23 protein-coding genes are annotated in these 22463 nt (G+C 71.2%); 18 read left to right on the top strand and 5 right to left on the bottom strand.

What is annotated here, in order from left to right:
* Positions 1-740: TetR/AcrR family transcriptional regulator (locus HAV39_RS40355; protein WP_191844356.1), on the bottom strand; the 740-nt coding region annotated here is incomplete at its 3' end.
* A gap of 99 nt (positions 741-839) precedes the next feature.
* Between HAV39_RS40355 and HAV39_RS40350 the strand changes: the two genes are divergently transcribed.
* Positions 840-2948, top strand: coding sequence for an MMPL family transporter (locus HAV39_RS40350; protein ID WP_191844355.1), 2109 nt, complete (start codon positions 840-842; stop codon positions 2946-2948).
* A gap of 157 nt (positions 2949-3105) precedes the next feature.
* Here HAV39_RS40350 and HAV39_RS40345 read toward each other — a convergent pair whose 3' ends face one another.
* Positions 3106-3381, bottom strand: coding sequence for a hypothetical protein (locus HAV39_RS40345; RefSeq protein WP_191844354.1), 276 nt, complete (start codon positions 3379-3381; stop codon positions 3106-3108).
* Between the two features lie 172 nt (positions 3382-3553).
* Here HAV39_RS40345 and HAV39_RS40340 point away from each other — a divergent pair, with 172 nt between their 5' ends.
* The 8 genes from HAV39_RS40340 to ispG all read left to right on the top strand — a co-directional run bounded on the left by HAV39_RS40340 (position 3554) and on the right by ispG (position 11087).
* Positions 3554-4108, top strand: coding sequence for a UTRA domain-containing protein (locus HAV39_RS40340; RefSeq protein ID WP_191844353.1), 555 nt, complete (start codon positions 3554-3556; stop codon positions 4106-4108).
* Positions 4089-4856: a GntR family transcriptional regulator gene (locus tag HAV39_RS40335; RefSeq protein WP_191844352.1), complete on the top strand. Its 768-nt coding sequence runs from the start codon at positions 4089-4091 to the stop codon at positions 4854-4856. Before HAV39_RS40340 ends, HAV39_RS40335 begins: the two co-directional genes overlap by 20 nt.
* A 256-nt stretch (positions 4857-5112) precedes the next feature.
* Positions 5113-6267, top strand: a complete 1155-nt coding sequence (locus HAV39_RS40330) for an alkaline phosphatase PhoX (protein WP_191844351.1) — start codon at positions 5113-5115, stop codon at positions 6265-6267.
* A 91-nt stretch (positions 6268-6358) separates the two neighbouring features.
* A complete protein-coding gene (locus HAV39_RS40325) occupies positions 6359-6904 on the top strand; it encodes a hypothetical protein (RefSeq protein ID WP_191844350.1) in 546 nt (181 codons plus the stop codon).
* 1 nt (position 6905) lies between these two features.
* Positions 6906-7448 (top strand): GNAT family N-acetyltransferase, encoded by a 543-nt coding sequence (locus tag HAV39_RS40320; protein WP_191844349.1) that lies wholly within the window; start codon positions 6906-6908, stop codon positions 7446-7448.
* 60 nt (positions 7449-7508) lie between these two features.
* The gene (gene dxr, locus HAV39_RS40315; RefSeq protein ID WP_191844363.1) at positions 7509-8690 is read left to right on the top strand and encodes a 1-deoxy-D-xylulose-5-phosphate reductoisomerase; all 1182 of its coding nucleotides are present in this window, start codon (positions 7509-7511) and stop codon (positions 8688-8690) included.
* The gene (locus HAV39_RS40310; protein ID WP_191844362.1) at positions 8687-9913 is read left to right on the top strand and encodes a M50 family metallopeptidase; all 1227 of its coding nucleotides are present in this window, start codon (positions 8687-8689) and stop codon (positions 9911-9913) included. The genes dxr and HAV39_RS40310 overlap by 4 nt, the downstream gene beginning before the upstream one ends.
* A 7-nt stretch (positions 9914-9920) precedes the next feature.
* Positions 9921-11087, top strand: a complete 1167-nt coding sequence (gene ispG / locus HAV39_RS40305; protein WP_120318540.1) for a flavodoxin-dependent (E)-4-hydroxy-3-methylbut-2-enyl-diphosphate synthase — start codon at positions 9921-9923, stop codon at positions 11085-11087.
* Positions 11088-11142: 55 nt separating this feature from the next.
* Here ispG and HAV39_RS40300 read toward each other — a convergent pair whose 3' ends face one another.
* Complete coding sequence (locus HAV39_RS40300) at positions 11143-11739, bottom strand: PadR family transcriptional regulator (protein WP_191844348.1); 597 nt, start codon at positions 11737-11739, stop codon at positions 11143-11145.
* Between the two features lie 166 nt (positions 11740-11905).
* On the opposite strand from HAV39_RS40300, the gene HAV39_RS40295 reads away from it, so the two are divergent.
* Positions 11906-12742, top strand: a complete 837-nt coding sequence (locus tag HAV39_RS40295; RefSeq protein ID WP_191844347.1) for a GNAT family N-acetyltransferase — start codon at positions 11906-11908, stop codon at positions 12740-12742.
* A 126-nt stretch (positions 12743-12868) separates the two neighbouring features.
* Positions 12869-13384 carry a hypothetical protein gene (locus HAV39_RS40290; protein WP_120318542.1) on the top strand — a complete coding sequence of 172 codons (516 nt, stop codon included), beginning with the start codon at positions 12869-12871 and terminating at the stop codon, positions 13382-13384.
* A 104-nt stretch (positions 13385-13488) separates the two neighbouring features.
* On the opposite strand, the gene HAV39_RS40285 is transcribed toward HAV39_RS40290, so the two are convergent.
* A complete protein-coding gene (locus HAV39_RS40285; RefSeq protein ID WP_191844346.1) occupies positions 13489-14709 on the bottom strand; it encodes an NAD(P)/FAD-dependent oxidoreductase in 1221 nt (406 codons plus the stop codon).
* A 227-nt stretch (positions 14710-14936) separates the two neighbouring features.
* On the opposite strand from HAV39_RS40285, the gene HAV39_RS42415 reads away from it, so the two are divergent.
* From HAV39_RS42415 to HAV39_RS40255, 7 genes are all read left to right on the top strand, one after another.
* Positions 14937-16280 carry a glutamine synthetase family protein gene (locus HAV39_RS42415; RefSeq protein ID WP_203736380.1) on the top strand — a complete coding sequence of 448 codons (1344 nt, stop codon included), beginning with the start codon at positions 14937-14939 and terminating at the stop codon, positions 16278-16280.
* A 2-nt stretch (positions 16281-16282) separates the two neighbouring features.
* On the top strand, positions 16283-17626 hold the full coding sequence (locus tag HAV39_RS42410; protein ID WP_239120744.1) for an aldehyde dehydrogenase family protein: 1344 nt from the start codon (positions 16283-16285) through the stop codon (positions 17624-17626).
* A 97-nt stretch (positions 17627-17723) separates the two neighbouring features.
* On the top strand, positions 17724-18488 hold the full coding sequence (locus tag HAV39_RS40275) for a 3-oxoacyl-ACP reductase (protein ID WP_191844345.1): 765 nt from the start codon (positions 17724-17726) through the stop codon (positions 18486-18488).
* Positions 18485-19237 (top strand): gamma-glutamyl-gamma-aminobutyrate hydrolase family protein, encoded by a 753-nt coding sequence (locus HAV39_RS40270; RefSeq protein WP_191844344.1) that lies wholly within the window; start codon positions 18485-18487, stop codon positions 19235-19237. The genes HAV39_RS40275 and HAV39_RS40270 overlap by 4 nt, the downstream gene beginning before the upstream one ends.
* 169 nt (positions 19238-19406) lie before the next feature.
* Positions 19407-19964 (top strand): pyridoxamine 5'-phosphate oxidase family protein, encoded by a 558-nt coding sequence (locus HAV39_RS40265; protein ID WP_191844343.1) that lies wholly within the window; start codon positions 19407-19409, stop codon positions 19962-19964.
* 10 nt (positions 19965-19974) lie between these two features.
* Positions 19975-20832: a type I methionyl aminopeptidase gene (gene map / locus HAV39_RS40260; protein ID WP_191844342.1), complete on the top strand. Its 858-nt coding sequence runs from the start codon at positions 19975-19977 to the stop codon at positions 20830-20832.
* Between the two features lie 92 nt (positions 20833-20924).
* The gene (locus HAV39_RS40255; protein ID WP_191844360.1) at positions 20925-21620 is read left to right on the top strand and encodes a VIT1/CCC1 transporter family protein; all 696 of its coding nucleotides are present in this window, start codon (positions 20925-20927) and stop codon (positions 21618-21620) included.
* A gap of 85 nt (positions 21621-21705) precedes the next feature.
* Here the strand turns inward: HAV39_RS40255 and HAV39_RS40250 are convergent, their stop codons facing one another.
* The gene (locus HAV39_RS40250; protein ID WP_191844359.1) at positions 21706-22170 is read right to left on the bottom strand and encodes a nitroreductase/quinone reductase family protein; all 465 of its coding nucleotides are present in this window, start codon (positions 22168-22170) and stop codon (positions 21706-21708) included.
* Positions 22171-22463 lie beyond the last annotated feature (293 nt).

Here is a 22463-nt window from a genome sequence, read left to right as displayed (position 1 = left end):
GGGCTGCCCTGAGGCCGCGACTCCTGAAGAGTTGCGGCGGAGGGGGCGGGGGCGGCGGGCGGGATCTGGGCGGCGAAGGAGGCGAGTTCGGCCTCGAAGAGGGGCTCGGTGTCGGTGGCGGCCCAGGTGAGCTGGCCGAACAATTCGGCGGCGAGCACGCCGTAGAGGCGGATCCAGGAGGTCAGGAAGACCGCGGTGACCTCGATCGGCAGCTCGCCGTGCGCGGGCAGCGCCCCGGCCAGCCGGCCGAGGTCGACGTGGGGGGCCTGCGGCAGCCGGCCCGCCTGCCACAGCTCCAGCAGCGGCGCCACGAAGATCTGGCCGAGCTGGGCGCCCGCGCACTGCAGGTCGTCGCATTGCTGGTGGAACTGCTCGACGCCCGGCAGCGGCGGCCCGAAGATCAGGGTCGCCTCCGGGCGGTGCGCCAGTGCCCAGCGCCGCAGCTCGCGGGCCATGACGAGCAGCCGCCGCAGCGGATCGGGGTCGGCATCCGCGTCACGGGCCGCCTCGCAGGCGACCCGCACCTCGTTGTGCAGGTCCGTGCACAGCTCGATGACGAGCGCGTCGAGCGCGGGCACGTACCGGTAGAGCGCGGCGGCGGTCATTCCCATCTCCCGGGCGATGGCGCGCAGCGAGATCGCGGCCGGCCCGCTCGCGACCAGCTGCGCCCGCGCCAGGTCCTTGATCTCGATCAAGGTGCGCTCGCGCAGGCGCTCGCGGCGGTGTGAGGTGTCCGACATGGAGCTCCCTTGACCGGAGTGAACGTCGTCCGCGAAAGTAAACACCGTTCACTCAAATGAGTGGCGTAAACAATGATATCTGTTCCGGGAAGGAACGCGATGTTCGCGTGGTGGGGGCGAGCCGTGGTGCGGCTGCGCTGGCTGGTGCTCGGCATAGCCGCGGCGGTGCTGGTCATCGGGGCGTCGTGGGGCGGCGGCGTGTTCGGGGACCTGATCAGCGGCGGGTTCGACGACCCGGGCAGCGCGTCCAGCCGGGCGCACCGGGAGATCACCGCCCAGCTCGGCCGCCAGGACGTCGACATCCTGGCGCTGTACTCCTCGGACAGCCTGACTCAGGACCAGCCCGCGTTCCGGGACGCGGTGGCCGCCGTCGCCGCCGAGCTGTCCGGGCGGCCCGAGGTGGCCAGCGTCGTCGGCGCGCACACGCCGGGCGTGCCCGGCCGCTTCACCTCCACCGACGGCCACGCCACCTACCTGGCGATCCAGCTGCGCGACGGAGACGAGAACAGCAAGCTCGACGACCTCGCCACGCTGCGCGACGACCTGGTCGCCGACGGGCTGCGCACCGAGGTCGGCGGGCTCATCCCGTTCCTCGACGACGCGAACACGCGGATCAACGACGACATCACCAAGGCCGAGCTGATCAGCCTGCCGATCCTGCTGGTGCTGCTGGTGTTCATCTTCCGCGGGCTGGTCGCCGCGGCCACCCCGCTGTTCGTCGGGGTGCTCGCGGTGCTCGGCGCGTTCATCGCGGTCCGCCTGCTCGCCCAGGTCACCGACGTGTCCGTGTTTGCCGTCAACATCATCACGATGCTCGGCCTGGGCATGGCGATCGACTACGCGCTGTTCGTGGTCAGTCGATTCCGTGAGGAGTTGGCCGCCGGGCGCAGCCCCGCGGACGCGGTCGCGCACACGCTGGCCACCGCGGGGCGTACCGTGCTGGTCTCGGGTCTGACCGTGGCGCTCGCCCTGGCCAGCCTGCTGATCTTCCCGATGGACTTCCTCAAGTCCATGGCCTGGGGCGGCATGGCCGCCGTGCTCGTCGCCATGCTGGCCGCGCTCACCGCCCTGCCCGCGCTGCTGGCCGTGCTCGGCCCGAAGATCAACGCATGGCGGGTGCCGCTGCCGAAGCTGTTCCAGGCCCGCCCGGCCGGTGAGGGCGGCTGGGCCCGCATCGCCCGCAGCGTGATGAGCCGGCCCGTGCTGTACGCCCTCGGCGTCGCCGCGATCCTCGCGCTCACCGCGACCCCGTTCCTGCGGGCGCAGTTCGGCGGGTTCGACGAGCGTGTGCTGCCCGCGGGCACCGAGTCGCGCACCGTCACCGAGCGCATCGCCGCCGAGTTCCCCGGTGGCAGTGCCGCCCCGATCAGCGTCCTGGTCCTCGGCCCCGGCGCGGACACCATGCTGACCCGCATCCAGGCCGTGCCGAACGTGCCCGGCGCGATGATCGCGGCGCAGAGGGGGGACGCCACCCTCATCACGGCGTCCTACCCCGGTGAGCCGGCCGACGAGAGCGCTCGCGAGGTCGTGCGGGCGATCCGGGACCTGCCCGTGCCCGACGGCACGCAGCTGCTGGTCGGCGGGCGCACCGCGGCCGACCTGGACCAGCTCGACTCCATCGGCGGGCGGCTGCCGTGGATGCTCGGCATGGTCGCGGTGATCACGTTCCTGCTGCTGTTCCTGGCGTTCGGCTCGGTCGTGCTGCCGTTGAAGGCCATCGTGATGAACGTGATCTCGATCGGGGCGTCGTTCGGCGTGGTCGTCTGGATCTTCCAGGACGGGCACCTGTCGGACTGGCTGGGCTTCACGGTGACCGGGTTCCTGGAACCCGGGAACATGGTGCTGATGCTCGCGGTCCTGTTCGGACTGGCCACCGACTACGAGGTGTTCCTGCTGTCGCGGGTGCGGGAGGAGTGGGACGCCACCGGGGACAACACCCAGGCCGTCGCGTCCGGGCTGCAGCGCACCGGCGGGATCATCACGGCGGCGGCACTGCTGCTCATGGTGGTGCTGGGCGGGTTCGCGACCGGCGGCACGACGACGATCAAGGTGCTCGGCGTCGGCATGGTGGTCGCCGTGGCCATCGACGCGGCGCTGGTCCGGGCGGTGCTGGTGCCCGCCACGATGCGCCTGCTGGGCCGCTGGAACTGGTGGGCCCCCGGGCCCCTGGGCCTGGTCTACCGCCGCTACGGCATCAAGGAGGCCTGACCGCGGCTGACCTCCTGCTCTGCGGGGCCCCGGTTTCCGCGACCCGGTGCGCCGCCTGCGGGCCAAGATCGCTGTTTCGGGTCGGAAAGTGCGGTTGGACCTCACTTCCTGACCCGGAACAGCGATCTTCCGTCCGCATCGCGAACTCGGATCATGGTTAGCGGTGATCTGAGCCCGCAATCCGTTGCCGGATCACGTGATAGGCGAGCCCACAAGCCAGGTTTGCGCGCCTTTGGGACGGCCACATTGCCGCGTACTCCCGGCGCTGGGCGGAGGTCATCTGGCCTCTGGCCCGCAGCGTGCCCAGTTCGCGAGAACGTTGTGCCAGGGCGGCGAGCCGCTCCACGTCGCCGACGGTGGCGACGCCCTTGCCGAGCCATTCCTCGACCTGTTCCGTCGCCGCTCCCCGGACCGCGCCAGCGTCGTCAGGCATGGGGGAGTGGTAGAGAGCCACGGCGAGTTCGCCGTACGGGAGGTGTGACAGGTGGTCTGCCGGTCCAGCGTCCATGGGGTGACTCCGCTCTAAGGGAGTGACAGCTGTCGCTGTGAACCTTACTGCCTTACTACTTAAGTCATCAAGGTAGTGCGCGGGTAGAGTGCGCGTCATGGAACCTTCGGGCGAGCGGGTGGCCGAGCCGATCTCCTACGTGCTGCCACAGCCCGCGGGTGCGCCCGACGCGTGGACGGCTGAAGCCGCGCAACTCGGTGGGGTCGGCTCGCAGCGCCTGCTGGAGGTCGCCGAGGTAGCCGCGCCGTCGGCCGTGGCGGACGTCCTCGGCTCCCAGGTGGTGGTGCGCCGCCGCCTGGTGCTGCTGGACGGCAGGCCGGTGGAGCTGGCCGACTCGTACTACCCGCTGGAGGTCGCGCGCGGCACCGGGCTCGCCGAGTCTGCTCGGATTCGCGGCGGTTCGCCGACGCTGCTCGCCGCGCTGGGCCACCTGCCCGCCGAAGTGGCCGAGGAACTGGTGGTCAGGCCGGGCACGGCGGCGGAGACGGCCGCCCTCGACCTGAGGGACGGCAGCCTGGTGGTGCAGCTGTTCCGGGTGACGTGTGGCCGCGACGGCAGGCCGTACGAGGTCGCGGTGATGGTGATGCGCCCCGAGGGACGGGTGTTCCGGTATCGCACGAAAGTGGGCGACGATGGCGTATCGCGACAGTAGGCCTCGCCACCATCAGATCGCGGCCGAGCTGCGCGCCTTGATCATGTCGGGTGACCTGCCGCCCGGTGCACGTCTGGAGTCGACGCAGCAGCTCGTGTCCCGGTTCGCGGTGACCGGTCAAACGGTGCAGCGGGCGCTGGCCGTGCTCAAGGAAGAGGGATTCGTCGTCGGCCGTGCCGGGCTGGGTGTGTTCGTGCGCGAGCTGTCGCCGATTGCCGTCGAGCCCGCCGCATACATGCCACCCGCCCAGCCCGGTGCCGGTTCCCGCTGGACCGATGGCGCCGGGCGCGGGCGTGGTCGCGTGCACCTGGTGGATGTGCGCGAGGTGCAGCCGCCCGGCGCCGTGAATTTCGCATTGGGGCTCGCCGTCGACAGCGCGGTCCAGTTGCGCCAGCAGGTGTTGCTGCTGGACGAGGAGCCGGTCGAGCTGGCCTGGCTGTACTTCCCGCTGGAACTGGCCCGCGGCACCGCGCTGGCGGAGCGGAAACTGATCCGCGGCGGCATACCGCGCCTGCTGGCCGACGCGGGACATCCGCCGGTCGAGTGGACGGACCAGATCTCGGCCCGCCCTGCCACAGCCGAGGAAGCGCGGCTGCTCGAACTACCGGGTGAGGTTCCGGTGCTGCGCACCGCCCGTACGGTATTCACCACGGACCGCCGGCCGATCGAGGCGAGTGTGCTCGTCAAGGGAGCGCACCGGTACGAACTCTCGTACCGCCAGACCGTGGTTCCGGACGGCAGGGTGTAGAAGGCATGTGAAGCCTCACCATCGCGGAATTGCCGTAAAGAGGGTGTCTCCGCGGGCCTGTTGAGGTGGTGATCCGTTTCTGTGGACGCTGGACGTCGTCAGCGTCAGCGTCAGCGTCCACGAAAACGGATCTTGGGTGGTGGTGTCGCGGGCGGATACCGTCGGGACATAAGACGTTCATCTGATCACGGGATGGGCGATGTCTGGGGCGCTTAGCGTGCTCGCTGACAGACATCGACCATCGTGGAGGTCTATCGTGGACCGTCGTAACGTGTTGCGGGCCGGGGTCGTGGGCGGCGCGGCCGCCGCCTTCTCGGGTGCGCTGTGGAAAGAGGCGTTCGCCGCACCGGCCCAGCCCGGCCCGGGGCCGTACGGGGCGCTGCAGGCCGCCGACGCCAACGGCATCATGCTGCCCTCCGGCTTCACCAGCCGGGTCATCGCACGGTCCAGTCAGACCGTGCCCGGCACGTCGTACACCTGGCACGCCGCCCCCGACGGCGGGGCGTGCTTCGCCGACAGCTCGGGCTGGATCTACGTGTCCAACTCCGAGGTGTCCGCGGGCGGGGCGTCGGCGGTGAAGTTCACCTCCGGCGGCACCGTCACCAGCGCGTACCGGATCCTTTCGGGGACCTCCACGAACTGCGCTGGCGGGCATACCCCGTGGAACACCTGGCTGTCCTGCGAGGAGACGTCGACCGGCCGGGTCTGGGAGACCGACCCGTGGGGCGTGAACGCGGCCGCGGCCCGCCCGGCGATGGGCCGGTTCAAGCACGAGGCCGCCGCCTGCGACCCGGTGAACCACGTCATCTACCTGACCGAGGACCAGAGTGACGGGTGTTTCTACCGGTTCATCCCGAACACCTGGGGAAACCTCGCCACCGGCACGCTCCAGGTGGCCAAGGGCGGTTCCGGCACGAACGTCACGCTCACCTGGGCGACCGTGCCCGACCCGGACGGCTCGCCGACCGCGACCCGCAACCAGGTCAGCGGCGTGAAGCGGTTCAACGGCGGCGAAGGCTGCTGGTACGACAACGGCATCGTCTACTTCACCACCAAGGGCGACAACCGCGTCTGGGCGTACCACACCGCGACGTCGCAGATCGAGTTGGCGTACGACGACTCGCTGGTGAGCGGCACGCCGCCGCTGACCGGAGTCGACAACATCACCGGCAGCGCGACCAGCGGGGACCTGTTCGTCGCCGAGGACGGCGGCAACCTGGAGATCTGCGTCATCACCCCGGACGACGTCATCGCGCCGTTCCTGCGCATCACCGGGCAGAGCTCCTCGGAGGTCACCGGACCGGCGTTCAACCCGGTCGGCAACCGCTTCTACTTCTCGTCCCAGCGAGGCACCTCGGGCTCCTCGTCGGGCGGCATCACGTATGAGGTCACCGGACCGTTCCGCAGCTGACCTGAGGCGCTCGCCGGGCCGTGCCGAGGGCGCGGGCCGGCGAGCATTCCGCTCCGTTGACCTTCCTCGGGCCGGTGGCCATACTGCCCCGATGCAGTTGCACGGTGACGACACGGTCCAGGTGACCTGGCTGTGGGATCGGCCCGAATTCCGGCGCCTGGCCGCGCTGCACCGGGCCGACCAGAACCGGGTGAGCACCTTCGTCGCGCTGGTCAGCGGCACGGTCGCGCTGTGGATGGTCTACCTGTGGCACGAGGGTGAGGCCTGGCCCTTCCCCTTCGGCGCCGTCTGGCTGGGCCTGCTCACCGTGCTGTTCGCCGGGGACGCGGCACTGTCCGCGTGGCTGGCCGTGCGCGGCACGCCCGACGTGAAGTACGCGCCGACGACGGTGCGGATCGACACGCTCGGGGTGCGGCTCACGACCGGCAGCGGAGAGGTCTTCTACAGCTGGTCCGGCCTGTCGCAGGTGGCGCGGCCCGACTACTTCTGGCGGTTCGTCGCGGCCGGGGTCGGCGAGATCACGGTGCCCCGGCGGCTGATCACCCCCGCCGACGACGCGGCGATCGCGGTCGTCGTCGACCGGTACGCCCACCGGGTCGGCCGGCCCGACGACATGCCCCCACCGACGGAGGTCTGAGGTGCGCCTGGAAACCGCGCGGCTGGTCATCCGGCAGTGGACCGGCGGTTCCGCCGACCTGGCCCGCAACTACGACATCTACCGGCGCGACGAGGTCACCCGCTGGCTCGGCATGTCCACGCCGCTGGCCGACCCGGCGCAGTCCCAGCTCGTCATCGACCGGCGGCGCGAGTTCTACGCCGCCGAACCCGGCTACGGCGTCTGGGCGGTCGAGCGGCGCGACACGGGTGCGGTCGCCGGGTCGGTGCTGCTCAAGCCGCTGCCGACCCCGTCCGACGGCCCCGGCCGGGGCGAGGTCGAGATCGGTTGGCACTTCCACCCCGACTCCTGGGGCCACGGGTACGCCACCGAGGCGGCGCGGGCCGTGCTGGCGTACGGCTGGGCGCTCGGGCTGGCCGAGATCCACGCCATCGCCCGCCCCGACAACGCGCCCTCGCTGGCGTTGATGCGCCGCCTCGGCATGACCCACGTCGGCCGCACCCACCGCTGGTACGACATGGAGGCCGAGCTGTACGTGATCAAGAAAGAGGGGCCCGACGAGTAGCCCGCTCAGCGGGCACCCAGTGGGCTCGGCGAGAATGAAGGAATGATCCCCCGCGAGATAGTGCTCCTCGGCTCCACCGGGTCGATCGGCACGCAGGCCATGGACATCGTGCGCCGCAATCCGGACCGGTTCCGGGTCGTCGCGCTGGGCGCGGGTGGCGGCAACGTGGCCCTGCTGGCGCAGCAGGCGCTGGAGCTGGGGGTCGAGGCGGTCGGGGTGGCCAAGTCCACCGCGGCGCAGGACCTGCAGCTGGCGTTCTACGCCGAGGCGCAGCGCCGCGGGTGGTCGTCCGGCGACTTCAAGCTGCCGAAGATCCTCGCCGGCCCGCAGGCGATGACCGAGCTGGCCCAGTGGCCCGCGGACATCGTGCTCAACGGCGTCGTCGGCTCGCTGGGGCTCGCGCCGACGCTGGCCGCGCTGCGGGCGGGGCGCATCCTCGCGCTGGCCAACAAGGAGTCGCTGGTGGCCGGTGGGCCGCTGGTGCGGGCGGTGGCCAAGCCGGGGCAGATCGTGCCGGTGGACAGCGAGCACTCGGCGCTGGCGCAGTGCCTGCGCGGCGGCTCCCGGGCCGAGGTGCGCAAGCTGATCCTGACCGCGAGCGGGGGCGCGTTCCGCGGCCGCCGTCGTGAGGAGCTGGGCGCGGTCACCGTCGAGGAGGCGCTCAAGCACCCGACGTGGGACATGGGCCCGGTGGTGACGATCAACTCGGCGACGCTGGTGAACAAGGGTCTCGAGGTGATCGAGGCGCACGAGCTGTTCGACGTGGCGTACGACGACATCGAGGTCATGGTGCACCCGCAGTCGGTGCTGCACTCCCTCGTCGAGTTCACCGACGGTTCGACGCTGGCGCAGGCCAGCCCGCCGGACATGCGGCTGCCGATCGCGCTGGCGCTGGGCTGGCCGGACCGGGTGCCGGAGGCGGCCGCCCCGGTCGACTGGACGCTCGCGCACAACTGGGAGCTGCGCCCGCTGGACACCGAGGCGTTCCCGGCGGTGGAGCTGGCCAAGGCCGCGGGCCGGGCCGGGCGCTGCCGGCCGGCGATCTACAACGCGGCGAACGAGGAGTGTGTGGCGGCTTTCACAGCGGGCCGTCTGCCGTTCCTGGCCATCGTCGACACCGTCGGGGAGATCCTCGACGGTGCGCCCGACTTCGACGAACCGGGTACCGTCGAGGACGTGCTCGCCGCGGAGCACTGGGCGCGCACGCGCGCACATGACCTGATCAAGGAGAAGAGCGCCTGATGAACGCCCTGGGGATCGCCCTCTTCGCGCTTGTCATCCTGATCTCCGTAAGCCTGCACGAAGCCGGCCACATGGGCACGGCGAAGGCCTTCGGCATGAAGGTGACCCGGTATTTCGTGGGCTTCGGTCCCACCCTGTGGTCGTTCCGCCGCGGCGAGACCGAGTACGGGCTCAAGGGCATCCCGCTCGGCGGCTTCGTCAAGATCGTCGGCATGACGCCGCAGGACGAGGACGCCGACGACCCGAAGGCGATGTGGCGCTTCCCGGTGTGGAAGCGCTCGATCGTGATGTCGGCCGGCTCGATCGTGCACTTCATCCTGGCCGCGGTCGCGATCTGGGGGCTGGCGGTCTTCTCCGGCCTGCCCAACCCGGACCTGCCGACCAAGGTGCCCAGCGACGGCCAGCCGGCCGTGCTGACGGTGCAGCCGTGCGTGGTGACCAGCCTGCCGCTGCGCGCCTGCGAGGCGAAGGATCCGGCCAGCCCGGCGAGCCAGGCCGGTCTGCGCAACGGCGACAAGCTGATCGCGGTGAACGGCACCGCGGTGGCCAACTGGGGCGATGCGATCAAGCAGATCCGGCCGCTGACCGCGGGCCAGACCGCCACGATGACGGTCCTGCGCGACGGCGCACCGCAGACCCTGCAGCTGACGCCCGCGACGGTCGAGCGCGAGATGAGCGACGGCAGCGTGCAGAAGGTCGCCGCGATCGGTGTCGGCCTGGACGCGACGGTTCCCTACCTGGTCAAGTACGGCCCCGGCGAGGCTGTCGGCGCGAGTGCCCAGTACGCCGGGACCATGGTCGGCGCGACGTTCGAGGCGCTCAAGGAGTTCCCGAAGCGGATCCCGGCGCTGTTCTCGGCCATCGGCGGGGAGAAGCGCGACCCGAACACCCCGATCAGCGTGGTGGGCATCAGCATCCTGGGCGGCGAGGCCGCGCAGGAGGGCGCATGGAGCATGTTCGTCGGGCTGTTCATCGCGTTCAACCTGTTCATCGGCATCTTCAACCTGCTGCCGCTGCTTCCCCTGGACGGGGGACACCTGTTCATCGCGTGGTTCGAGAGAATTCGTTCATGGGTGTACGCGCGGTTGCACAAGCCCGACCCGGGCCGGGTCGACTACTTCAAGCTGATGCCCCTGACCTATACGGTCATCCTGATCTTCGGTGCGTTCACCCTGCTGACCGTCACCGCGGACCTCGTCAACCCCATCTCGATCTACAAGTGAGTGTGCTGTGACTGCGATCAACCTTGGTATGCCGGCTGCTCCCCCCATGCCGCTCGCGCCGCGGCGCCAGAGCCGGCAGATCATGGTCGGCAGCGTGCCGGTCGGCGGGGGAGCGCCGGTCAGCGTGCAGTCGATGACGACCACCCTGACCTCCGACGTCAACGCGACCCTGCAGCAGATCGCGGAGCTCACCGCGTCCGGCTGCCAGATCGTGCGGGTGGCGGTGCCCTCCCAGGACGACGTCGAGGCGCTGCCTGCGATCGCGCGCAAGTCGCCGATCCCGGTGATCGCCGACATCCACTTCCAGCCCAAGTACGTGTTCGCGGCGATCGACGCGGGCTGCGCGGCGGTCCGGGTGAACCCGGGCAACATCCGGCAGTTCGACGACAAGGTCAAGGAGATCGCCGCGGCGGCCTCGGCGGCCGGCGTGCCGATCCGCATCGGCGTGAACGCGGGCTCGCTCGACAAGCGCCTGCTGGAGAAGTACGGCAAGCCCACCGCGGAGGCGCTGGTCGAGTCGGCGCTGTGGGAGTGCTCGCTGTTCGAGGAGCATGGCTTCCGTGACATCAAGATCAGCGTCAAGCACAACGACCCGGTCGTGATGATCCGGGCGTACCGGCTGCTCGCGCAGCAGTGCGACTACCCGCTGCACCTCGGGGTGACCGAGGCGGGCCCGGCGTTCCAGGGCACCGTGAAGTCGGCGGTGGCGTTCGGCGCGCTGCTGGCCGAGGGCATCGGCGACACCATCCGGGTGTCGCTGTCCGCCCCGCCGGTCGAGGAGATCAAGGTCGGCACCGCGATCCTGGAGTCGCTGAACCTCAAGGAGCGGGGCCTGGAGATCGTGTCCTGCCCGTCCTGCGGCCGCGCCCAGGTCGACGTGTACACGCTCGCCGAGCAGGTCACCGCAGCCCTGGAAGGCTTCCCCGCGCCGCTGCGCGTGGCCGTCATGGGCTGCGTCGTCAACGGCCCCGGCGAGGCCCGCGAGGCCGACCTCGGCGTCGCCTCCGGCAACGGCAAGGGCCAGATCTTCGTCAAGGGCCAGGTCATCAAGACCGTGCCCGAGTCGATGATCGTCGAGACCCTGGTCGAGGAGGCCATGAAGATCGCCGCCGACATGGGCATCGACCCGCTCGGCGACGACGCGCCCACCCCCGCGGTGGTCACGGTCCACTGACCCGGTGACGCGAGAAGGCCCCGTTCCTGAGGAACGGGGCCTTCGTCGTCGGGGGTCACTCGGCGAGGATGGAGTAGAGCTTGCGCTTGGTGTCCTGGAGGGTTTCCAGGGCCTGCTGTCGCTGGGCCGGGGTGCCGGACATGGCGACCTGGCGCAGGGCGCCCATGATGGCGAAGCCGGCCTCGCGGAACTCCTGGGACTGTGCGATGTGGTCGGCGTCGAAGTCCTGCCACGGCCGGCCCTGGCCGGACTCGCCGGCCCGCTCCGCCTCGGCCCGGCCGGTCTCGGTGAGGGTGAACCGCTTGCGCCCGCCGCTCTCCTCGCTGACGATCAGGCCCTCGTCCTCCAGCAGCTGCAGCGTCGGGTAGATCGAGCCGGGGCTCGGCCGCCACACCCCGCCGGTGCGGGTCTCCAGCTCGGAGATCATCTCGTATCCGTGCATCGGGCGCTCGAGCAGCAGGCCCAGCACCGCCGCGCGGGTGTTGCCGCGCCGGCCGCGTCCCCGGCCGTGCCCGCGTCCGTGGCCGAAGCCGCCGGGGCCGAACGGGGGCCGCATCGGCCCGAAGGCGAACAGCCGGGGGTCATGGCCATGCCCCGGGCCGTGTCCGTGCTCGTGCTCGTGCGTGTCGTGTCCGTGGTGTCGTCGGAACATGTCGTTTTCTCCTGGTTCGTTCAGTGGGCCCGCAGGCGCGGGCTCTCTCGTGATTATCGTCGACGTATCAACGATGTGTTTACGATATATCGGCAACCTGTCGGCGACAACCTCGTTTCCCGGGGATACCACTGGCGGCCCGCGCGGATCTCATTAGGCTGTGGTCATGCTCACCCTTCCGGTGCGGCAGCTGGCCGAAGCTGACCGCGCCGCAGTGGAACGCCTGCTTGCGGCGTATCCGATCGCGGCGGCGCAGGTGGCTGAGCGGGTGGCGATACGCGGGCTGGGCTGGCGCGCCGACGGCAGGCTCTACGGCTACGGCAGCCGCCGGCACCCCGAGGCGGTGCTCTGGTCGGGCGGGCAGGTCTCCCCGGTCGGCGCCGACGCCGCCGCGGTGGCCGCGTTCGCCGAGATGGTCTCCGGGCAGCCCCGCGTGTGCGCGTCGCTGGTGGGGGAGTCGGAGGCGGTGCTGGGCCTGTGGGAGCTGCTGCGGCCGGCCTGGGGTCCCGAGCGCACGGTGCGCGCCCACCAGCCGCTGCTGGTCGTGGAGACCCCGCCCGCGGTGGCCGCCGACCCGCTGGTGCGCCAGGTCCGGCCCGACGAGGTCGACCTCGTCTTCCCGGCATCGGTGGCGATGTACACCGAGGAGGTCGGCGTGTCGCCGCTGGGCGACGACGGGGGGCGCGGTTATCGCGGGCGCGTCGCCGAGCTGGTGAAGGCGGGGCGGTCGTACGCCCGGATCGTCGACGGCACGGTGGTGTTCAAGGCCGAGCTGGCGGTGGTGACCCGCCATACCGCGCAGGTCCAGGGGGTCTGGGTGGACCCGTCCTGGCGCGGGCGCGGCTTCGCGATAGCCGGCATGGCGGCCGTGGTGCGCGACGCGCTGCGCCGGGTCGCGCCGACCGTCAGCCTGTACGTCAACGACTTCAACACCCCGGCCCGCCGCGTGTACCAGCGGCTGGGCTTCCGGCAGGTGGGCGCGTTCGCGACGGTCCTGTTCTGACGGTCCGGCCGGACGGCGCGCCACGCCGAAGTCACGACCATTTTCGTGACTTTGAGCACCTAGCTAACTACGTTAAGTAACGATAGTGGCTGACCAGATGTGACGGCCGGCGAGGTGACTACCCCCATGGGGCGGATCGTTAAACAGCTCTCTGACACCACCACCAAGTACTACTGGTATCCCGGAGAGAAGCAGGAGTGGATCCGTGCCGTGGTCGCCGTCGGCACCGGCGGCGCGTCCGCCGCGCTGCTGATGATGCTGACCCGCAACACCCTCGCGGCCGTGGTGACCGGCTGCGCGGTCACCCTCGCCGTGTCGGGTTTCAACTTCGGACGGCGTGACGCCAAGGCGCTGTCCGGCTTCCCGAACCTCAGCGACAAGGCCGCGCGCCGCGCCGCGATCTCCCACTCCGGCCGGGCCGCCTGGCGGGCGAGCGCGCACGGGGTCGGCGGCGCGGTGGCCGCCATCGTGGTGCTCAACCTGGCCCACCACGGCTGGGTCGCCGACTGGCTGCTGCCCGTGGTGCCGGCCGTGGTCGGCGCGCTCGCCCACCAGACCGGCATGATCTGGGAACAGCTCGCCAGCACGGTCACCAGCCCAGGCCCTGCCGCCACTCCAGCCGCCAAACCCTCCACCGAGTGACCCGGACGCGGTCTCCTGGCTTGTTTGCGGTTTCGGGGAAACTGCGGCAATGGGCCGCCGACTCCAGCTGTTTCCCTGAAACCGCAGCCCGAGCCGGCCGAGGGTCAGCGGCGGAGGGTGTCCAGGGCGCGGGAGGTGGTCCAGTCGCGGTTGGCGGCGGGGGCGCCGAAACGTTCGGGGAGCAGGGCGTCGAGTTCCCAGCTCGGGGTGCCTGAGGTGATCCATTCGGCGAGGTGGCGGCCGAGGCCGCCGGCCAGGCCCATGCCGTGCAGGCCGAACCCGGCCGCGATCCACAGGCCGGGCAGGGCGGAGCGGCCCGCCAGCGGGGCGCCGTCGGGAGTGAACGCCTCCACCCCGTGCATGATCTTCGCCAGCTTGGTGCGGCGCAGCTCCGGCATACGCTCACCGGCCAGCTGCCACAGCGGGGCGAACGCCTCCTCGTCGGGCGCGGCCAGCTCACGGGCCTTGGCCAGGGGTTCGGCGTCGCCGGCCGGCCAGGCGGGCACCGGGTCGGGCCGACTGCCGCCGACGATGACGCAACCGTTGGCTGCTCGCAGGTAGAGCGACTGCTCGGGGATCCGGCAGGTGGGCGTGGCGTCCGGGTCGAGCGCGGGGTGCAGCACCTCGCTGACGCCGTACTGGTGCAGGATCGGCACGACCGGGACCACGACGCCGGCCATCGCCCCGACGGCGCCCGCCGCCGCCCCCGCCGCGTTGATCACGAGTGGGGTCTCGATGACGCCGTCGCTGGTGTGCACCGCGCGGACCTGCCCGCCGGTGGTGTCGATGCCGGTGACCCGGACTCCGGTGCGGATGCTCACCCCGTGCGCGACGGCCCCCGCGACCAGCGCGTTCACGAAGTCCTTCGGGCGCACGAAGCCCTCGCCCGGCAGCCAGGCCGCGGCCTGCACGTCGGACAGGTCGAGCCGGGGGACCAGGTTCATGGTTGCCGACGCGCCGCGCAGCTCGAGCGGCACGCCCAGCTCGTCGGCGCGGCGGGCCAGCCGGCGCAGCTCGTCGACGTGGGCGTGGCTGAGCGCGAGCCGCAGCCCGCCGACCGGACGCCAGCCGGGGTCGTGCCCGGTCTCGGCGCGCAGCATGGCCGCCAGGGCAGGCAGGTATCCGGCCAGCCGGGCGTGCCAGCCGGGGCCGTCCGGGCCGCGCATGGAGGTGACGAATCCGGCGGTGTGCCAGGTGCTGCCGTCGGTGAGCTCGTGCTGCTCCAGCAGCACCGTGTCGCGCCACCCGGCCCGGCCGAGATGGTAGGCCAGGGAGCAGCCGACCACGCCGCCCCCGATGATCACCGCCCGTGCGCTCGCTCCCATCTGGTCAGTCGTACCCGCTACAACCCCCGAACGGAAGCCCTCGGTCACAACTTTGCGCCCTCCGCACCCCCGCCCTCGTCGCAACTCTTGAAGACTTGCGGCCTGAACCGGCGGCGGAAGCCGCAAGTCTTCAACAGTTGCCGCAGGGGGTGGGGGCGGTGCGCCACGATCAGCGATGTATTCGGGTTTGTTGACGTGGGTGGGTGGGGGCGGTAGACCTTGTGGGCATGTGGTCGGTGGAGCGCCTGCGCGCGATGGTGGAGGCGGGCGACATCGACACGGTGTTGCTGGCCATGACGGACATGCAGGGCCGCCTGCAGGGCAAGCGGTTGCACGCGGCCTACTTCCTGGACGAGGTGGTGGGGCACGGCAGCGAGGCGTGCAACTACCTGCTCGCGGTGGACGTGGAGATGACCCCGGTCGACGGGTACGCCGTCTCCGGCTGGTCGCAGGGCTACGGCGACTTCGTGCTGCGGCCCGATCTGGACACGCTGCGCCCGATCCCGTGGCTGCCCGGCACGGTGCTGGTGATGTCCGATGTGCTGTGGCACGACGGTTCGCCGGTGGTGCAGTCGCCGCGGCAGATCCTGCGCCGGCAGCTGGACCGCCTCGCCGAGCGGGGGCTGACCGCGTACATCGGCACGGAGCTGGAGTTCGTGGTCTACGCCGACACCTACGAGCAGGCGGCGGCCAAGCGCTACCAGGGGCTGACCCCGGCCAACGGCTACAACGTCGACTACTCGCTGCTGGGCACCTCCCGGGTGGAGCCGCTGCTGCGGGCGATCCGGCTGGGCATGGCCGGGGCGGGGCTGGCCCCGGAGAGCGCCAAGGGCGAGTGCAACCTGGGCCAGCACGAGATCGCCTTCCGGTACGCCGAGGCGCTGAAGACGGCCGACCAGCACTCGATCTACAAGCACGGGGCCAAGGAGATCGCCGCCGCGCAGGGCATGTCGCTGACCTTCATGGCCAAACCGAACCAGCGCGAGGGCAACTCGTGCCACATCCACTTCTCGCTGCGCGACGAGCAGGGACGGCCGGTGATGGCCGAGCACGACCGGTTGAGCCCGCTGGGCGAGCAGGTGCTGGCCGGGATGCTGGCGACGACGGCCGAGATGAGCGTGCTGTACGCGCCGAACATCAACTCGTACAAGCGATACCAGGCGGGGTCGTTCGCGCCGACGGCGCTGCGCTGGGGGCGCGACAACCGCACCTGTGCGCTGCGCCTCGTCGGCCACGACCACTCGCTGCGGGTGGAGCACCGCTCGCCGGGGGGCGACGTCAACCCGTACCTGGCGATCGCGGCGCTGGTCGCCGGTGCGCTGCACGGCATGGACAACGAGCTGCCGCTGGAGCCCGTGTTCACCGGCAACGCCTACGCGGACCCGGCCGCGCCGCGCATGCCCGCCACGCTGCGCGACGCGCTGCTGCGGTGGGAGTCGGGCGCGGTGGCCCGGGAGGCGTTCGGCGACGCCGTGGTCGAGCACTACGGGCACGCCGCTCAGGTGGAACTGGCCGCGTACGACGCCGCGGTGACGGACTGGGAACTGGTGCGGGGGTTCGAGCGACTGTGAAGATCATCAACCCGGTCACCGAGGAGCTGATCACCTCGGTGGAGCCGGTGGACGCGGCCGGGGTGGACACGGCCGTGCGGGCCGCCGCGAAGGCGTTCGAGAGCTGGCGCAACGTGTCTCCGGGCGACCGGGCCCGGCTGCTGCGCCGCTTCGCGGCCGTGGTCGACGCGCACGTCGAGGAGCTGGCGCTGCTGGAGGTGCGCAATGCCGGGCACACCGTCGGCAACGCGCGCTGGGAGGCCGGCAACGTCCGCGACCTGCTCGACTACTACTCCGGCGCGCCGGAACGGCTGTCCGGGCGGCAGATCCCGGTGGCGGGCGGCGTGGACGTGACGTTCCACGAGCCGCTGGGCGTGGTCGGCGTGATCGTGCCGTGGAACTTCCCGATGCCGATCGCCGCGTGGGGCTTCGCCCCGGCGCTGGCCGCGGGCAACACGGTCATCGTGAAACCGGCCGAGACCACGCCGCTGACCGCACTGCGCCTGGCCGAGCTGGCCCTGGAAGCGGGCCTGCCGCCGGGCGTGCTGACCGTCCTGCCGGGCCATGGCGAGGTCACCGGGCAGGCGCTGGTGACCCATCCGGGCGTACGCAAGATCTGCTTCACCGGATCCGCCGAGGTGGGCCGCCAGATCATGGCCACCTGCGCCGCCGACCTGACCCGGGTGACCCTGGAACTGGGCGGCAAGAACTCCACCCTGCTGTTCGCCGACGCCGACCTGGACAAGGCCGCCGCCGCGCTGCCCGGGGCCGTCTTCGACAACGCCGGACAGGACTGCTGCGCCCGCTCCCGGCTGCTCGTCCAGCGCGAGGTGTACGACGACTTCCTGGCCCTGCTGGAGCCGCACGTCGCCGCCTGGCGCTGCGGCGACCCGATGGACCCGGCCACCGGCATGGGCCCGCTCATCACCGCCGAGCAGCGCACCCGCGTCGCGGGCTACGTGGCCGGCGCGGACGTGCTGATGCGCGGCGACGCGCCCACCGGGGCCGGCTTCTGGCACCCGGCGACGGTGCTGGCGGCCCGCGGCGCCGGCGAGCGGCACTGGCGCGAGGAGGTCTTCGGGCCGGTGCTGTCGGTGCTGGCCTTCGACGGCGAGGACGAGGCGCTGCGGCTGGCCAACGACACCGAGTACGGCCTGTCCGGTTCGATCTGGACCCGCGACGTGGGCCGCGCGCTGCGGCTGGCCCGCGGCGTCGAGGCGGGGGTGCTGAGCGTGAACTCGCACTCCTCGGTGCGCTACTGGACCCCGTTCGGCGGGGCCAAGCAGTCCGGCCTGGGTCGCGAGCTGGGCCCGGACGCCCCGCTGGCGTTCACCGAGACCAAGAACGTCTTCATCTCCACCGAGTGAAACTCCAGCGGTGCCCCGCCCGCGTCCCGCACGCTGTAAGCACGGGTCGCGGGCGCCACCGGTCATCGGAACAGCGAAGGGCAGGCAGAGGCAGGGCATGGGGCGGTTGCAGGACCGGGTGGCGGTCATCAGCGGAGCGGCCAGCGGCATCGGCGCGGCCACGGCGCGGCGGTTCGCGTCGGAGGGCGCGTACGTGGTCGCCGTCGACCTCGCCGCGGAAGCGGGCAAGAAGATCGCCGAGGAGGTCGGCGGGGAGTTCGTGCAGTGCGACGTCTCCGACGAAGAGCAGGTGCGCGAGCTGTTCGACGGCGTCGCGGCCCGGCGCGGGCGCGTGGACATCGCGTTCAACAACGCGGGGATCTCCCCGCCCGACGACGACTCGATCCTCGACACCGGGCTCGACGCCTGGGAGCGGGTGCTCCGGGTCAACACCACCAGCGTCTACCTGTGCTGCAAGTACGCCCTGCCGCACATGCTCGCCGCGGGCAAGGGCTCGATCATCAACACGGCCAGCTTCGTCGCCCTGATGGGTGCGGCGACCAGTCAGATCGCTTACACCGCCAGCAAGGGCGGCGTGCTGGCGATGAGCCGCGAGCTGGGCGTGCAGTTCGCCCGGCAGGGGGTGCGGGTCAACGCGCTGTGCCCCGGCCCGGTGGCCACCCCGCTGCTGATGGAGCTGTTCGCGAAGGATCCGGAGCGGGCGGCTCGCCGACTCGTCCATGTCCCGATGGGCCGGTTCGCCGAGCCCGAAGAGATCGCCGCGGCGGTAGCGTTTCTCGCCAGTGACGACTCCTCATTCATCACCGCCTCCCAGTTCGTCGTGGACGGGGGCATTACCGGGGCCTATGTGACGCCGTTGTGAGCGATGTGACCAGACCGTTGATCGGTATCACCACCTATGTGGAAACGACCCGATTCCTCGTGCACGACACGCGCGCCGCGGTGGTGCCCTGGGCCTACACGGAGCAGGTGGCCAAGGCGGGCGGCCGGCCGGTGCTCGTGCCCCCCATGCTCGACGGCGGCGTCGAGGTCCTCGACGGCCTCGACGGGCTGATCGTCGCGGGCGGCGCCGACGTCGAACCGGCCCGCTACGGCGAGGCGCCGCACCCGAAGGTCTACACCAGCCCGCTGCGCGACGCGGGCGAGCTGCCGCTGGTGCGCATCGCGCTGAAGACCGGCCTGCCGCTGCTCGGCGTCTGCCGCGGCATGCAGGTGATGACGGTGGCCTCCGGCGGGCGGCTGCACCAGCACCTGCCCGACGTGCCCGGCAGCGGCGAGCACACCACCCACGGCCCGGTGAAGGTGTACGCCGAGCACCCGGTGCGTTTCGCCACCGGCTCGCGCCTGCGGGAGCTGTACGGCGCGGAGGCGGTCGTGAACTCGTACCACCACCAGGCCGTCAAGGACCCGGGCCGGCTGGTGCCGACGGGCTGGTGCACCACCGACGACCTGATCGAGTCGGTCGAGCACCCGGACCACCCGTTCGCGGTCGGGGTGCAGTGGCACCCGGAGGACATGGCCACCAACGCCCTGTTCCAGGCCCTGGTGAACGCGGCCACCCAGGTCCGCCACGCCCGCGCCAACCGCGCCGAGTTCTTCGCCACGGTCTGACGCACCCCGTTTTTCATAGACGTTGGCCTATTACATTGACTTCGATCTCCTCTGAGTCAACGTAATAGGCCAACGTCTATGCGGGGCAGGTGGCGCGCCGGGGTGGTGGTCGTCCCGTCAGGTGGCCAGGGGGCGGCGAGGGGGAGTGGAGCGGGGTAGCGTCGCGGGCATGGGCAAGGTGTACGAGCAGATCGACGACCGGATCCGTGAGTTCCTGATGGCGCAGCGGGTCTTCTTCGTGGCCACCGCGCCGTCCGACCCGGACGGCCACGTCAACCTCTCGCCCAAGGGCCTGACCGACTCCTTCGCGGTGCTCAGCCCCCACCAGGTGGCTTACTACGAATACGGCGGCTCGGGCATCGAGACCATGGCGCACCTGCGCGACAACAACCGCATCGTGCTGATGGTCTGCGCGTTCGACGGCCCGCCCAAGATCTACCGGCTGCACGGGCACGGGGAGTCGGTGCTCGCCGAGGACCCGCGCGCCGCCGAGCTGATCAAGCAGTTCCCGGCCCCGCCGCACGTCGGCCTGCGCAGCATCGTCGTGATCGACGTCACTCGTGTCTCGGACTCCTGCGGTTACGGCGTGCCCCTGATGTCGTACGAGGGCGACCGCGACCTGCTCGTCCAGTTCTGGGACCACAAGACGCCCGAACAGCGCGAGCACTACCGGGCCACCCGCAACGCGCACAGCATCGACGGAGCCCCGGTCTTCGCCGAGCGCTAGAGTTCAGGGCATGAACGGCCGCGCGACGCTGACCCCAGGCAAGCTCTCCCCGTGGCGGGAGGTGCCCGCCCACATCCCCCGTCCCGAGTACGTCGGCCGCAAGCAGCCGAAGCGCTGGGACGGCCCGCTCACCCAGGACGCCGAGTCCATCGAGAAGATGCGGGTCGCGGGGCGGATCGCGGCGCAGGCCGTGCAGCTCGCCGGGGAGCACTGCAAGCCGGGGGTCACCACCGACGAGATCGACCGGCTGGTGCACGAGTTCCTGCTCGACCACGACGCCTACCCGTCGACGCTGGGCTACAAGGGCTTCCCCAAGTCCTGCTGCACCAGCCTCAACGAGGTCATCTGCCACGGCATCCCGGACTCGACCGTGATCGAGGACGGCGACATCATCAACGTCGACGTGACGGCGTTCAAGGACGGGCTGCACGGCGACACCGATGCGACGTTCTGCGTCGGGGACGTCGCCGAGGAGGCCCGGCTGCTGGTCGAGCGCACCCACGAGGCCATGATGCGGGGCATCAAGGCGGTCGCGCCGGGCCGCCCGATCAACGTGATCGGCCGGGTCATCGAGTCGTACGCCAAGCGCTTCGGCTACGGCGTGGTGCGCGACTTCGGCGGGCACGGCATCGGCCAGTCCTTCCACAGCGGACTGTTCGTCCCGCACTACGACAACCCGAACGCCGACACCATCATGGTGCCGGGCATGACGTTCACCATCGAGCCCATGATCACGCTCGGCTCCATCGCGTACGAGACCTGGCGCGACTCCTGGACGGTGGTCACCAAGGACCGCCGCTGGACCGCCCAGTTCGAGCACACGCTGGTGGTCACCGAGTCCGGCGCGGACATCCTGACCCTGCCGTGAACCCCGACAAGCCCGACCCCGCCGTGACCGCCGAGAGCGGCGCGCGCCCGGTCGGGCCCGTGCCGGCCGACGCCGGTGCCCGGCCCGCGGACTTGAAGCCGATCGACCACGAGCACGCGGACGTCTCCGGCGGCTGGCTGCGCGCGGCGACGTTCGGCGCGATGGACGGCCTGGTCACCAACATCGGCCTGATCGCGGGCGTGGGCGGCGCCGGAGTCAGCGCGCACACCGTGGTGCTCACCGGCGTGGCGGGTCTGGTCGCCGGGGCCATCTCGATGGGGCTGGGCGAGTACGCCAGCGTGCGCACCGCCAACGAGCAGATCGAGGCCGAGGTCGCCAAGGAGCGCCGGGAGCTGCGGCACAACCCGGCCGCGGAGGCCGCCGAGCTGGCCCAGCGCTGGATCGACCGGGGCATCTCGCCCGAACTGGCCCGGCAGCTCGCCGAAGACCTGCGCACCCAGCCCGACGAGGCCCTGCGCATGCACGTGCGCGAAGAGCTCGGCATCGACCCCGACAGCAAACCGAGCCCCTGGACGGCGGCGATCTCCTCGTTCGTCTGCTTCTCGGTGGGCGCGCTGATCCCGCTGCTCAGCTATCTCTTCGGCAGCGAGTCGCTGTGGCTGGCCCTCGGCATCGGCGGCCTCGGCCTGTTCGTCGTCGGCGCCCTCACCGCCCGCTTCACCCGCCGCCGCTGGTGGGTCGCCGGCCTGCGGCAACTCCTCCTCGGCGCGGCCGCCGCCGGCGCCACCTACCTCATCGGCTCCGCCATCGGCGTCAACGCCGCCTGAGAAAGGAAGGGCACCTTCACATCGCTATACGTAGCGGAAGGTGCCCTTGTTAACGCTCCGAGGCTCTGACCTGGGCAGCAGCGGGTCAGCGGGGGACGAGGCTGAAGATCCGGATCACGCGGTTCGAGGCGCGCTCCTGGTAGGTCTGGTAGGCGGGCCACACCGTCAGCAGCAGCTGCCACAGGCGCTCGCGCTCGGCCCCGTCGGCGAGCACGCCGCGCACCGGGAGCTCGCGTCCGTCGAGGGTGACCACCGCGTCCGGCGTGGCGAGCAGGTTCACCGACCACGCCGGGTGGCCCTGCTGGCCCCAGTTCGAGCCGGTCACCACGAAGTTCTCGCCGTCGCGCACGTACAGCAGCGGTTGGGTCCGTGGCTGGCCGGACTTGCGGCCGGTGGTGGTGAGGATGAGCGTGGGCAGCAGGCCCAGCGCCACGACCCGTCCCTTGGTCAGCTTGGCGACCGCGCGGTCGGCCGGGACGAGGAACTTGCCCATGCGGGCGAACCAACGACGATGGCCCAGGTAACGGGCGAGGCGGGGCAGCATCGGCACAGTGTGCCGCAACCACCCGACCTGCGAAAGACCACAACCCCGACCCGGCCCACCCCCACCTCTCCACCACCCGGGCGGGCCGGCGCCTCGTCGCGCAGTTTCGGGGAAAGTGCAGCAACGGCCGAGGCCGAAGGCGCGGTTTCCCCGAAACTGGACCTTCGGCCCGACCGGCCGCGGACGTCCCAACGTCGGTCGTAGGCGTTTCGAGGTGGGTCGCACCGCATGAGCGCAGGTCACGGCGGAGTGGCGTTAGGAAGGGCACCTTCCGCTACGTATAGCGATGTGAAGGTGCC

This window comes from Catellatospora chokoriensis (genome assembly GCF_011297315.1).
Classification (GTDB): domain Bacteria; phylum Actinomycetota; class Actinomycetes; order Mycobacteriales; family Micromonosporaceae; genus Catellatospora; species Catellatospora citrea.
Note: the sequence above shows the minus strand (reverse complement) of the source record. Positions and strands in the feature narration are given on the sequence as shown.